The 13,434-nt window shown below is 64.8% G+C and carries 11 protein-coding genes; 2 read left to right on the forward strand and 9 right to left on the reverse strand.

Going from position 1 to position 13,434, the window contains the following annotated elements:
* Positions 1-30: 30 nt before the first annotated feature.
* Together ACK5JE_RS08940 and ACK5JE_RS08945 are read right to left on the reverse strand one after the other, a co-directional pair.
* Positions 31-1,419 carry a dihydrolipoyl dehydrogenase gene (locus ACK5JE_RS08940; RefSeq protein ID WP_416801345.1) on the reverse strand — a complete coding sequence of 463 codons (1,389 nt, stop codon included), beginning with the start codon at positions 1,417-1,419 and terminating at the stop codon, positions 31-33.
* 42 nt (positions 1,420-1,461) lie between these two features.
* Entirely contained in the window at positions 1,462-1,662 is a 201-nt protein-coding gene (locus tag ACK5JE_RS08945) for a heavy-metal-associated domain-containing protein (RefSeq protein ID WP_416801346.1), read from the reverse strand.
* A 165-nt stretch (positions 1,663-1,827) separates the two neighbouring features.
* On the opposite strand from ACK5JE_RS08945, the gene ACK5JE_RS08950 reads away from it, so the two are divergent.
* Together ACK5JE_RS08950 and cueR are read left to right on the forward strand one after the other, a co-directional pair.
* Positions 1,828-4,095 carry a heavy metal translocating P-type ATPase gene (locus tag ACK5JE_RS08950; protein WP_416801347.1) on the forward strand — a complete coding sequence of 756 codons (2,268 nt, stop codon included), beginning with the start codon at positions 1,828-1,830 and terminating at the stop codon, positions 4,093-4,095.
* Positions 4,088-4,573 (forward strand): Cu(I)-responsive transcriptional regulator, encoded by a 486-nt coding sequence (cueR, locus tag ACK5JE_RS08955; RefSeq protein WP_416801348.1) that lies wholly within the window; start codon positions 4,088-4,090, stop codon positions 4,571-4,573. Before ACK5JE_RS08950 ends, cueR begins: the two co-directional genes overlap by 8 nt.
* Here the strand turns inward: cueR and ACK5JE_RS08960 are convergent.
* The 7 genes from ACK5JE_RS08960 to ACK5JE_RS08990 form a co-directional block, all read right to left on the reverse strand.
* Positions 4,540-5,115 (reverse strand): nitroreductase, encoded by a 576-nt coding sequence (locus ACK5JE_RS08960; RefSeq protein WP_416801349.1) that lies wholly within the window; start codon positions 5,113-5,115, stop codon positions 4,540-4,542. The genes cueR and ACK5JE_RS08960 overlap by 34 nt on opposite strands.
* Before the next feature lie 10 nt (positions 5,116-5,125).
* Positions 5,126-5,854 (reverse strand): pyridoxine 5'-phosphate synthase, encoded by a 729-nt coding sequence (pdxJ, locus tag ACK5JE_RS08965; RefSeq protein WP_416801350.1) that lies wholly within the window; start codon positions 5,852-5,854, stop codon positions 5,126-5,128.
* Positions 5,851-7,293, reverse strand: coding sequence for an efflux transporter outer membrane subunit (locus ACK5JE_RS08970; protein ID WP_416801421.1), 1,443 nt, complete (start codon positions 7,291-7,293; stop codon positions 5,851-5,853). The genes pdxJ and ACK5JE_RS08970 overlap by 4 nt, the downstream gene beginning before the upstream one ends.
* The gene (locus ACK5JE_RS08975) at positions 7,293-10,460 is read right to left on the reverse strand and encodes a multidrug efflux RND transporter permease subunit (RefSeq protein ID WP_416801351.1); all 3,168 of its coding nucleotides are present in this window, start codon (positions 10,458-10,460) and stop codon (positions 7,293-7,295) included. Before ACK5JE_RS08975 ends, ACK5JE_RS08970 begins: the two co-directional genes overlap by 1 nt.
* Before the next feature lie 56 nt (positions 10,461-10,516).
* Positions 10,517-11,761, reverse strand: a complete 1,245-nt coding sequence (locus ACK5JE_RS08980; protein WP_416801352.1) for an efflux RND transporter periplasmic adaptor subunit — start codon at positions 11,759-11,761, stop codon at positions 10,517-10,519.
* A 153-nt stretch (positions 11,762-11,914) separates the two neighbouring features.
* Complete coding sequence (locus ACK5JE_RS08985) at positions 11,915-12,601, reverse strand: TetR/AcrR family transcriptional regulator (protein WP_416801353.1); 687 nt, start codon at positions 12,599-12,601, stop codon at positions 11,915-11,917.
* 20 nt (positions 12,602-12,621) lie between these two features.
* The gene (locus ACK5JE_RS08990; RefSeq protein WP_416801354.1) at positions 12,622-13,416 is read right to left on the reverse strand and encodes an ABC transporter ATP-binding protein; all 795 of its coding nucleotides are present in this window, start codon (positions 13,414-13,416) and stop codon (positions 12,622-12,624) included.
* Positions 13,417-13,434: the final 18 nt, after the last annotated feature.

The following is a 13,434-nucleotide window of genomic DNA, read 5'->3' on the forward strand; positions in this document are numbered from 1 at the left end:
CTCAGCAGCGTTTGCGCCGCCGCGCTCGCCCTACCGCACCGCATCGCGCAAAGCCGTCCGGATGCCCTCTTCGATCGTCGGATGATAGAAAGGCAGGTCCAGCATCTGCGGAACGGTCAATTCCATCTGCAAGGCCCAGGCCAGCAAATGCGCGACATGCTCGGCATCCGGCCCGACCATCTCCGCGCCCAGAAACCGCTGGTCGGACTTGCGCATGTAGACATGCAGCAGTCCTTGATTGCGCTGCATCACGCGTGAACGACCCTGGCGCGTCCAATCGACTTTGCCGACGACCATCGCGTCCGGATCGGTCAGTGCCGCATGACCGCCCCCCACCTGCATGATCTGCGGTTCGCTGAACACGACCGCCATCGGCGCGCGGCGCGGCAGTGCCCGCACATCGGGCCAGGCGGCCGCATTGCGTCCGGCCAGCCGGCCATCGTCGGAAGCCTCATGCTGGATCGCGTGGCGACCCGTGACATCGCCCGCGAGAAACACGGGCTGACCGTACACCTGCAGAGTGGCCGGATCGAAACAGGGCCGGCCCTGTTCGTCCAGCGGCATCGTCGTGCGCTCCAGATGCAGCGGGGCCAGGTCCGGACTGCGGCCCGCCGTCAGCAGCACATGATCAAAGCGTTCCGTGACCTCGGCGCCATCCTCCACCGACCACCCCACCACGACCTGGTCGCTCTCGCGACGCACCGTCGTGACGCGCGCGCGCCGCACCAGAGACAGCTCGGGCGCCAGCAGTTCCACGGCGACATCGCGCACGGCGGGATCCATCAGGCGGGCGAAACTGTCGGAGTGGTTCAGCACCCGCACCCGTACGCCCAGGCGCGACAAAGCCAGACCCAGTTCGACGCCAATCACGCCAGCGCCGACCACCAGCACGCTGCGCGGCAGGTCGTGCCAGTCGAAAACGTCATCGTTGACGATCGCCAGATTGCCCAATGGCCGGTACAGGGCCGGCACATTCGGCCGGGTGCCGGTCGCCAGGATGATCCGCCGCGCATGCACCTCGCGGCCGTCGCCCGTGCGCAACACGCCGTCACGCAGAAATTCCACCGAGGCGTCCAGCCGGTGCGCCGGCGGCATGGCCTCGACGTCATCGATCACAAAGCGCACAAAACGGTCACGCTCGCGCCGCACCCGATCCATCACGGCGACGCCATCCACCCGGGGCGGGCTGTCCATGCGGATGCCAAAGCCATCCGCATGGCGCATGTCGGCCACCGACTGAGCCGCAGCAATCAGCAGCTTGGACGGCATGCAGCCCACCCGGGCGCACATCGTGCCATGCGGCCCCCCTTCGATGAGCAGCGGTGTCAAGCCTGCCCTGAGGACTTCGCGATAGGCCGGCAGGCCGGCCGAGCCGGCTCCGACGATGGCGACGTCGCACTCGATGCGTGTTTCATCCACTTTTGATGACTCGCTGAAAGCGTGTTTTGCAGCGCGCGGCCCTCACCCGGGCTGAACGTCGTAGCCTTCTTCGGCAATCGCGGCCTGCAGCGTCGCCGCATCCGCGGTCGACTCGATCGTGACGCGATGCGAACCCAGGTCGGTCTGCACGGAGGCGCCCGGCGCCACCCCCTGCACGGCCTGGGTGATGGTCTGCACACAATGGTTGCAGGTCATGTCGGAAACGATGAATTCGGTTTTCATGGAAAAGGCTCCAGTAAAGAAATCGGCCCGTCGAGGGGACATGCCGCATCTTAAACCTTGACACCATGGGAGGCTCAAGCGTGTGCCTTGTCGCTTTTCAGGCACTTGACCTTACCACAAGGTCAAGGTTCATCCTACAATCATCATCATCCACTGGAGTCTGCCATGCCCACTCTGTCCGCCCCTTCAGCCCTCGATCTCGAGGTCGAGGGCATGACCTGCGCCTCCTGCGTGCGCCGGGTCGAAACAGCGCTGGCCAAAGTCCCGGGCGTCGCGCAGGCCAGCGTCAATCTGGCCACACGCCGTGCCCACGTCGCCCTGACAGCGGAAGGCGCCGATCCTCAGGCGCTGGTCGCCGCCGTCGAGAAACGCGGCTACCAGGCGCAGTTGATCACCCACGAAAAGCTTCTGCCCGCCGGCGACGATGCGGTCGAGGATGCGGCGGCCGGCCGGCGTTTTTTTCTCGCCTTGGCGCTGACTCTGCCGGTACTCCTGGTTGAAATGGGCGGGCACCTGATTCCCGCGCTGCACCAGATCAAATCCTCGGTCGACGCCCAGACGCTGGCCTGGATCGAATTCGCGTTGACGACCGCCGTGCTGGCGGGGCCGGGCCGCGCCTTTTTCACCCGGGGCTTCAAGGCGTTGTGGCATCTGGGCCCGGACATGAATACGCTGGTGGCACTGGGCGCCGGCAGCGCCTGGCTGTATTCAACGCTGGTCACGATCGCTCCGGCCCTCTTTCCCGAGGATGTCCGTCATCTGTATTTCGAAGCGGCCGCCGTCGTGGCCACACTGATCCTGCTGGGCCGCTGGCTGGAAGCCCGCGCCCGGGGCCGGGCCGGTTCCGCCATCCGGCATCTGATCGGCCTGCGGCCCCGCACCGCCTGGGTCCGGCGCAATGGCGACTGGGCCGAGCAACCCATCGATTCACTGGCGGTCGGCGACGAGGTGCGCGTGCGGCCCGGTGAAAAGATACCGGTCGACGGTGAAGTCCTCGAGGGAGAATCCTGGGTGGACGAATCCATGATCACCGGCGAGCCCATGCCTGTCACCCGCGGCACGGGGGACCGGCTGATCGGCGGCACGCTGAACACGCGCGGCAGTCTGGTCCTGCGCACCACGCAGGTAGGGGCCGATACGGTGCTGGCCCACATCATCCGCCTGGTCGAACAAGCCCAGGGCGCCAAACTGCCGATCCAGCGCCTGGTCGACCGGGTCACCGGCTGGTTCGTGCCGGTCGTCATGGGGCTGGCCGTGCTCGCCTTCCTGGGCTGGCTGATCTGGGGGCCCGCGCCCCAGTTGACACATGCCCTGATCGCCGGCGTGACGGTGTTGATCATTGCCTGCCCCTGCGCCATGGGGCTGGCGACGCCGATCTCGATCATGGTGTCCACGGGACGCGCAGCGGGCCTGGGCATCATTTTCCGCCAGGGTGACGCATTGCAGCGCCTGCGCAATGCGCGGGTCTCGGCCTTCGACAAGACCGGCACCCTGACCCAGGGCCGCCCGGCGCTCAGCGACACGCACCCGCTGGATGGCCTGGATCGCCCCACCCTGCTGGCGGCGGCGGCCTCGGTCCAGAATGCCTCCGAACATCCCATTGCGCACGCGCTGGTGCAGGCCGCCAAGGCCGAGGGACTGCCCCTGGCGTCCGTAGAACAGTTCGCGGCGCTGACGGGCGCGGGGGTCCAGGGCCGGGTAGAGGGCCATGACTGGCTGCTGGGCAACGAGACGCTGATGCGCAATCACGATGTGCCGATCGAAGCCTCGGTCACCGAACGGATCCAGACGCTGGCGGCCCAGGGCAAAACGGCCTTTCTGGCGGCGCGAGATGGCCGGCTGGCCGGCGTGCTGGCGGTGGCCGATACGGTGCGCCCCGGGGCGCGTGAAGCCATCAACAGCCTGCATGCGCTGGGGGTGAAAACCGTTCTGATCACGGGTGACCACGAGGCCGCCGCCCAGGCGGTGGCGGGCGAATTGGGCATCGACATCGTCCATGCCCAGACCCTGCCGGAACACAAGGCCGCGCTGCTGCAGGCGCTGCAACGCGACGTCGGCGCGCTGGCCTTTGTGGGCGACGGCATCAATGATGCGCCCGCGCTGGCGACAGCCGATGTGGGCATCGCCATCGGCCAGGGCACGGATGTCGCCATCGAGTCGGCCGACGTGGTGCTGATGAACGAGGATCTGAATTCGGTCGCCCGCGCCATCGCGCTGTCCCGGCTGACGCTGCGCAATATCGTGCAGAATCTGTTCTGGGCGTTTGCCTACAACGTGGCCCTGATCCCGGTGGCCGCCGGAGCGCTGTACCCCTTCACGGGTCTGCAACTCTCACCGATGCTGGCGGCCGGCGCCATGGCCCTGTCGAGCGTCTTTGTCGTCGTCAACGCGCTGCGCCTGAAATGGCTGCCCCTGGAGGCTCATCATGGCTGAATCCCGCTCCCACCGTGCCGAGAACGCCGAGACGCCTGCCAAAGGCCGGCTCACGATCGGTGAGGCTGCCGCCCGGACCGGGCTGAGCCCCAAGATGATCCGCTACTACGAACAGGAAGGCCTGTTCGTCCCCCTGGCGCGCAGCGCGGCCGGATACCGGCAATACGGAAAGGCCGATCTGCACGCGCTGCGTTTCATCCGCAGCGCGCGCGATCTGGGATTTTCATTGAAGCAGATCGCCGAATTGACCGGCCTGTGGCATGACCGCGCACGCGCCAGCGCGGAGGTCAAACGCCTGGCGCTGGCGCATATCGAATCGCTGGAGGCCAAGGCCGCCCTGCTGCGCGGCATGGCCTCCACCCTGAGAGAACTGGCGCAACGCTGTCACGGCGATGACCGGCCTGAATGTCCGATCCTCGAAGGCCTGGAAGGCGGCGCCTGCGATCAGTCCTCGGGGGCGTGCCACACCGAGACATAATCCCGCCAGTCCGGCCGCTCGGCCGGGCTGGGAGCATCGATGGGTGTGCCGATGGCCAGATAGCCCATGAAACGCTCGTCCAGCGGGTCGAAGCCCAACGCCTCCCCCACGCCATCCAGGTAGGTGCCGATTCCGGTGCTCCAGAAAGCACCGAATCCCAGCGCATGCGCGGCATTGAGCATGTTCATGACCGCTGCGCCCACGGCCAGCAGGCTTTCGTGCTCGGGAATCCGGCCGGCGGGATCGGGGCGGCATCCCAGGGCGATCACCAAGGGGACTTTCGACAGCCATTTGCGGGCATTGTCCACCTTGGGTTGCGGCAAGGGCCGACCTGCGGCAATCCCCGCGCGAACCCCGACATCCACCAGGGCCGGCACATCGTCGCCTTGCACCAGCACAAAGCGCCAGGGTTTCACGGCACCGTGATCGGGCGCGCGCAGCGCGGCCTGCAGGATCAGATCCAGCTGCGCCCCGGTCGGGCCGGGCGACTGGACGAACTTGACCGAACGCCGGCCAAGCACCACATCGAAGAAAGCGGACATGAAAAGGCTCCTAAGGACAGGATGCCTGGATCATCAGGGCCTTCATGCGGCGGATCGCGGGTTCCCACCCCTCGAACACGGCCTGGGCGACGATCGCATGGCCGATGTTCAGTTCCGCCAGCCCCGGCAGCGCGGCAACCGGCCCGACATTGTCGTAATGCAGGCCATGACCGGCATTGACCCGCAGGCCCTCGCCCACACCGACTGCGATGGCGGCGCGCAACCGCGCCAGTTCGGCCGCCCGCGTGTCGTCGTCCGTGGCATCGGCATAGGCGCCCGTATGCAGTTCGATCACGCGGGCGCCAGCACGCGCCGCCGCGACGATCTGCTCAGCCTCGGGATCGATGAACAAGGAAACACGGATGCCGGCATCGTGCAGCCGGGCCACGGCGGCGGCCACCTCGTCATCATGACCCCGCACGTCCAGCCCCCCTTCGGTGGTCAGTTCACGCCGGTTTTCCGGGACCAGGCAGACGTCCTGGGGACGAATGCCGCAGGCGATCTCCAGCATGTCCGGCGTGATGGCGCATTCCAGATTCATGCGCGTGCGCAGGGCCGGTCGGATGGCGCGCACATCGGCATCCTGAATGTGACGCCGGTCCTCGCGCAAGTGCAGCGTGATCAGATCGGCGCCAGCATCCTCGGCGCGCAGCGCGGCCCGCAAAGGATCAGGATAGGCGGTCAGGCGCTGCTGGCGCAGAGTGGCCACATGATCGATATTGACGCCGAGTTCCATCACGATGCATCCGGCAGGTCATCCGCCGACCAGCCCCCGCCCAGCGCCTTGTACAGCTCGACCCGGTTGAACAGCGCATCCGTGCCCAGTTGAATGAACTGCTGCTGCACACCGTAGAGAGCCACCTGGGCGGACTGCACTTGCAGGAAACTGTCCACACCGGTCTCGTAGCGCACCTGGGCCAGATTGAGCGCCTTGATCGCAGAGTCCTCGGTCGCGCGCAGGGCATCCAGTTGCGTACTGTAGGTGGCCTCGCCCGCCAGACCATCCGCCACCTCGCGGAACGCCGTCTGGATGGTTTTCTCGTAGGTTGCGATGGCAATGTTGTTGCGCGCCTTGGCGAGGTCCAGGTTTCCCCTGACCCCACCCGAGAACAGCGGCATCTGGATCTGGGGCGAGAACTGCCAGTAGCGATGGCTGCCGCCGAACAGGGCGCCGAGCTCGGGGCTGGCGAAACCCAGTAGGCCGGTCAGGGAGATGCGCGGAAAAAAGGCCGCGCGGGCCGCCCCGATCTGGGCATTGGCCGCCTGCAGCTGATGCTCGGCCCCGATGATGTCGGGACGACGTTCCAGCAGTTGCGACGGCAGGCCTGCGGGCAGCGATGACAGCAATTGGTCGCGGCCGAACTGCTGGGGCGCGGGCAGATCATCGGGCACCGGGGCTCCCAGGATCAGTTGCAGGGCGTTGCCGGCCTGCGTCATGGCGCGATCGGTGGCGATGCGGTCCGCGCGCACGGTATCGTACTGGGACTTGGCCTGTGCCAGCTCCAGGTCGGAGGCCACACCGACGTCGAAACGGGTCTGGACCAGATCCAGCGTTCCCTTGCGGGCTTGCAGGGTCTTGTCCATCAGATCGCGCAGGGACTGGGCCGAACGCAGGCGGAAATAGGCCTCCGCAGTCTCGGCGATCAGTCCCAGCCGAACAGTGCGCCGCGCCTGATCGGTGGCCAGATAGGACTGGTACGCGGCTTCGCTGAGATTGCGCACACGGCCAAAGAAATCCAGTTCAAAGGACGTCATGCCCACGCCCGCGATATAAGCACGATTGACGGAGGGTGAACCGGCGTTGCGCATGTCCTCGGGCGAGCGTGTCACCTGCCCCGTCCCCTGCGCGCCAAAGGTCGGCAGACGATCGCTCCGGGCAATTCCGTACTGAGCGCGGGCCTCTTCGACCCGATCCACGGCGATGCGCAGGTCGCGGTTGTTCTTCAGGGCCAGTTCGATCAAGGCCTGCAACCGGGGATCCCGGAAGAAATCCCGCCAGGCCGGCAGCGCGGCCAGATCGCCGCTGGCGGCCTGATCGGCCGCGGCGGCCATGACCGGGAAGCGGTCGGGCACCGGCGCGTCCGGCCGATGGTAGGTGGGCGCCAGCGAGCAGGCGCCCAGCGCCAAGCTCAACGTCGAGACAGCCAGAATCCGCATGGAGTGTCGTTGCGTCGTCATCATGACTGTTCTCCCGAACCGGACTCGTCGGTGGAAGGAATGTGCGCCGCCTGATGGCCCATCAGTTTAGGTTTGGTCTTGAACAATTTCAGAATCACCACGAAGAAAGTCGGCACGAACATCACCGCCAGCGGCGTGGCCGCCAGCATGCCGCCCAGCACGCCCAGGCCCACGGCGTTCTGGCTGGCCGCTCCCGCGCCGGTCGCCAGCACCAGGGGAACCACCCCCAGGATGAAGGCGAACGACGTCATCAGGATCGGACGGAAACGCAGCCGCGCAGCCTCGATGGCCGACTCGGCCAGCCCCGCGCCACTGCCGTACAGGTCCTTGGCGAACTCCACGATCAGAATGGCGTTCTTCGCCGCCAGACCGATCACGGTCACCATCCCGACCATGAAATACACGTCATTGTCCTTGCCCATCAGACTGCTGAGCACCACGGCCCCCAGCATCCCCAGCGGCACGGCCAGCATCACCGACAGCGGAATGGCCCAGCTTTCATAGAGCGCGGCCAGCACCATGAAAACCACCAGGATCGACAGGCCCATCAGGATCGTGGATTGGCTGCCCGCCTGGATTTCCTGGTAGGACAAGCCGGTCCACTCATAGCTCAGGCCGGGCGGCAGCTGCGTGATCAGGCTTTCCATTTCGGCCATGGCCTGACCGGTGGAATAGCCCTCGGCCGCCGAACCGGCGATCCGGATGGATTCATAACCGTTATAGCGCACGACCTGAACCGGTCCCCGCGTCCAGGTCAGGGACACGAACGAGGACAGCGGCACCATGTCGCCATTGGCATTGCGGGCATTGAGCCGCAGGATGTCGTCCGGCGACATGCGCGCGTCCTGGTCGGCCTGGACCCAGACATTCTGCACCCAGCCATGATTGGTGAACTTGCCGATATAGGCCGAACCGATCCCCGTGGAGATCAACTGGGCCGCCTCGGAGAAATCCACGCCCAGGGCGGCGGCCTTGGCCCGGTCGATTTCCACCTTCAGCTGCGGACCGGCGCTCAGGCCGGTGATGCGTGTGCCGGTCAGAATCGGGCTTTTCGAGGCCAGTTGCAGCAGCTGCTGGGCGGATGAGGTCAGCGCCGCGCTGCCCACCCCGCTGCGGTCTTCCAGGCGCAGATCGAAGCCGGAGGCATTCCCCAGCGAGGAGATGGCCGGCGGCGTGATCGAAACCACCATGGAATCCGGCAGTCCGAACAGCAGATTGTTCATTGCCGCATTGGAAATCGCCTGGGCGGAATCCCCCGGCCCCTGACGTTCCTCGAAGTCCTTCAGGGGCACGAAGGCGATGGCCGCGTTCAGGCCGTTGCCGTTGAAGCTGAACCCCTGGACAGCGACGATATTGGCCACCTGCGGCAAGGCCATGAAGTATTGTTCGACCTGCTTGATGATGTCCACTGTCCGGTTGGACGAAGCCCCCGTCGGCAGTTCGATGTTGGCGATCACGTAGCCCTGGTCTTCCTCGGGCAGGAACGACGTCGGCAGACGCACGAACATCCAGCCCAGCACCCCCACCAGCACCACGAATATCAGCATCATGCGCATGGAGCGCTTGAGGCTGCGTGTGACCCAGCGGGTATAACCCTGCGTGGTGCGCTCAAAGCCGCGGTTGAACCAGCCGAAGAAACCCTTCTTGGCCGCATGATGGCCCTTGGGAATGGGTTTGAGCATGGTGGCGCACAAGGCCGGCGTGAAACTCAGCGCCAACAGCGCGGAAAACAGAATCGACACGGCCATGGCCACCGAGAACTGGCGGTAGATCACCCCCACGGAACCGGACATGAAGGCCAGCGGCAGGAACACCGTGGTCAGCACCAGCGTGATCCCGATGATGGCGCCGCTGATCTGCGGCATGGCCTTTTTGGTGGCCTCTTTTGGTGACAGACCCTCCTCGACCATGATCCGCTCGACGTTCTCCACCACCACGATGGCATCATCCACCAGAATCCCGATCGCCAGTACCATGGCGAACATGGTGAGCACGTTGATGGAAAGCCCCAGCGCCAGCATGACGGTAAAGGCCCCCATCATCGCCACCGGCACCACCAGAGCGGGAATCAGGGTATAGCGCACGTTCTGCAGGAACACGAACATCACCACGAACACCAGCACCATGGCCTCGAACAGGGTCTCGACCACCTGCTCGATCGAGACTTCGACGTACGGCGAGGTATCGTAGGGAATCTCGTAGGTGATGTTGTCGGGGAAGAACTGGGACAGTTCCTCCATTTTGGCCTTGGCCAGCTCGGCGGTTTCCAGAGCGTTGGCCGAGGGCGTCAGCGACAGGGCGAATGCTGCCGTGGCCTTGCCGTTCAGGCGGGCGCCGAACTGATAATTGTCCGAACCGAGCTCGATCCGGGCCACGTCGCGCACGCGCACCGAGGAGCCATCCGGATTGGCGCGCAGGATGATGTCACCGAATTCCTCGGGCGTGACGAGCTGGCCATTGACCGTCAGCGGCGTCACGGTGCGTTGCGAATCGGGATTCGGCGGCGAACCCAGGAGACCGCCCGAAATCACCATGTTCTGCGCCGCCACGGCGCTGTTGACCTGAGCCATGCTCAGCCCGTAGCCGACCAGTTTTTGCGGATCTATCCAGATGCGCATGGCGCGGCTGGCCGCGAACAGCTGGAACTTGCCCACGCCCTTGATCCGCGAGATCGGATTCTGGATGTTGCGCGTGATGTAGTCGGCCAGGGCATATTGGTCGATGGAGCCGTCCTTGGACGACAGCGTGACCACCATCAGGAAACTCGGGTTCGACTGGCTGACCTCCAGGCCCTGCTGCGTCACTGCGGCGGGCAGCTTGGCGGTGGCGTTGGACAAGCGGTTCTGCACATCCACCTGGGCCAGATCGATATCCATGCCCGGCTTGAAGGTGACGGTGATTTCGGCCTGCCCGTTGGAATCACTGACCGATTCGTAGTACAGCAGACCCTTGGCCCCGTTGAGTTCGTTTTCAATGACGCTGGCCACGCTGGTGGCGACCTCGGAGGCCGGGGCCCCCGGGTAGGTCGCATTGATGGTCACTGTGGGGGGGGCAACGTCGGGGTATTGCGACACGGCCATGTTGGGGATGGCCAGAATCCCGGCCAGGGCAATGGCCAGCGCCACCACCCAGGCGAAAATCGGTCGTTCGATGAAAAACTGTGGCATGAGAGCTCGCGTGGAATCCGTGTGAGTATCGGGCGGCCGAGGCCGGATCAGTGGGTCTAGCTCCGGGTCGCCTGACTGTCAGCCGGTTTCCCGGCGGCGGGCTTTTCCGCGGCGGGCTTGCCGCCTGCGGCACCCTGCCCCGCAGCGCCGCTCTGGCCGCCCTTCCAGGGCATGGCCTGGACCGGCACGCCGGGCCGGACTTTCTGGAAACCCTCGACCATCAGCTGATCGCCCGCCTGGACACCCTTCCGGACGATGTAGCCCTTGTCGGTCTGCGGACCGACCTCGATCGGGACAAAAACTGCCTTGCCGTCCTTGATCAGGACGATCGTGCTCTTGCCATCATCGGAGCGCTGAATAGCCTGCTCGGGTATCACCAGAGCCTTCTGGTCTACGCCCTGCGCCATGCGTACATGCACGTACAAACCGGGCAGCAGGATCTGTTCGGGATTGGGAAACAGCGCTCTCAGGTTTACCTGGGCGGTACCCGGGTCGACAGCGACGCCAGAAAACAGCAGCTTGCCAGTGTGGCGGTAGGTCGCCCCGCCATCCAGCACGACTTCGGCCCGGGCATCGCCATTGGCATCGGGCTTGATGACGCCATCGGCAATCTGACGACGCAGCGCAGCGATTTCAGCGACCGGCTGAGTGATGTCCACATAGACCTGATCGAGACGATGGACGGTCGCCATCGTGGTGGCGGATGCCGCGCTGACCAACGCTCCGACGGTGACCTGGGCCTTGCCGATGGTGCCATTGATGGGCGAGGTCACCCGGGTGTAGTCCAGATTGATCTGGGCTGCATCCAGCGCGGCTTTGGCGGCGGCGACCGAGGCCTCGGTCTGACGCGCCTGGGCTACGGCATTGTCATATTCCTGCTGGCTGATCGCATGCTGCTTGATCAGCTTGGCGTAACGCTGTGCCAGCAGGCCCGCAGTGCGCGCCGAGGCCCGGGCGTTCTTCAACTGCGCGGCCGCCTGATCGAGCGCGGCCTGATACGGCGCCGGGTCGATGGTGAACAACAACTGGCCTTCTTTGACCACGCTGCCCTGTTCGAAATCGACGGACTGGACGATGCCATTGACCCGGGCGTGAATCTCGGCGTCCTCGATGGCCTGCACCCGGCCCGGCAGTTCCGTCTGGATGACAGCAGCCTGAGGCTGGATCTGAATGACGCTGACTGGAACTTTCATATCCCCTGCGCCCTGCTGCGGCTCTTTTGAGCAAGCCGCCAGAGCCAGCAGCGACGCCAGCGCCAGATACCGCACAGTCCGGCGGGCGGTCAGTCGTTCAAAGACCATAAAAAGCTCCAGAAACGTTGATTTTTAATTGAGAGAGCACAGACGAACCTCGGGTCTTCGTCGACCCGGCGGCTCCAGACCTCGCGGACACGTCAAAAGTATAAGGGAAGAAAGAAAAACTCTGTAAGTTCATGAGGTAGGCGGGGAACCGGTTCAGGTTCTGTCCGCTGTAAAACGATCCACCAGGATGCGGATCCGATGCTCAAGCACATCAAGACTGGGCTTGTCCTCGATCATGCCGCCCTGCGCATGCTGGAATACCAGGGCCACCTCGGTATCACCGAATATCTGTTCGAGACACGCCAGCCGACATTCCCGATGCCGCCGCTCGACTTCCGGATTCAAGCTCTGACAGACCTCGAGGAATTCACCCGCCATGGGGGCGGCTTCCATTTCCGACCAGGGCTCGAGCAAGACACGCTGACAGTATGCGAACAGGCGCTCGCGCGCGGAACCCGGCGCCTGCACGGCTTGTTGGGCCAGCGGCAGGCGCGACAGCATCCAGTCGTCAAAAACCTGCAGGAAAAGGTCTTCTTTGTCTTTGAAGTTCTGATAAAGCAGCGTGCGGGAAATCCCCGCGCGCTGCGCGATATCGCCGAGGGAACTGCGGGAAAAACCGAAATTCAGAAAACACCAGCGCGCCGCATCCAATATCTTGGCGCGCCGCGCGTGCATGGCTTCTGAACTGAGTTTTGAGGACATCTTTTTATTTTGACAATAAATGCTTTTTTTGTCAATTTGTCCGACATTCTTCACAGCTCGCATGACGCTCGTGGCCCGCATCTCCCGCCTCGCGGCTTGCACGCCGCTCGGATGAGGCAGGCGCAAATGGGTCCGCAAGGACCCATTTGTGTCCTGCCTCATCCCAACAACAAGGCGTCGTCTGTGAGTTCTTCGCCGCGCACCTTTTCGAACATGGCGAGCAGGTCGGGGACTTCGAGGCCGCGACGGGTTTCTCCGGCGACGTCGAGGACGACCTTGCCCTGATGCAGCATGACGGTGCGATCGCCGACGTCGAGGGCCTGGCGCATGCTGTGGGTGACCATCATCGTGGTCAGGCCATGCTCGGCCACGATGCGGGTGGTCAGGTCCAGCACGAACTGGGCGGTCCGGGGATCCAGCGCCGCCGTATGCTCGTCCAGAAGCAGGATATGCGAAGGCCGCAGGGCCGCCATCAACAGACTGACCGCCTGGCGCTGGCCGCCCGACAGCAGGCCGATCCGGTCGGTCAGACGGTTTTCCAGCCCCAGGCCCAGCATGGCCAGGCGTTCGCGGAACAGCACGCGCATTTCCTGGCGTACGGCCTGGCGCAGGCTGCGGAACTGGCCCCGACCCAGCGCCAGGGACATGTTTTCCTCGATCGTGAGGTTTTCGCAGGTACCCGCCATCGGGTCTTGAAAAACACGCGCGACCTTGCGTGCGCGATCCCAGACGGGCTGGCGGGTCACGTCCTCGCCATCGATCAGGATGGCGCCGCTATCGACGACCTGCTCGCCGGAGATGGCGTTCAGGAAAGTCGACTTGCCCGCTCCGTTGGAACCGATCACCGTGACGAACTGGCCGCCGGGAATATCCAGAGACATCCCGCGCAGGGCTTGTGTTTCGATCGGTGTGCCGGGATTGAAAGTGAGGTGCAGATTCTGGGCGCTCAGCATGGTCAGGGCCTCTCTTGA

Source organism: Castellaniella sp. (assembly GCF_047971665.1).
In the GTDB taxonomy this organism is placed as follows: Bacteria; Pseudomonadota; Gammaproteobacteria; order Burkholderiales; family Burkholderiaceae_B; genus Castellaniella.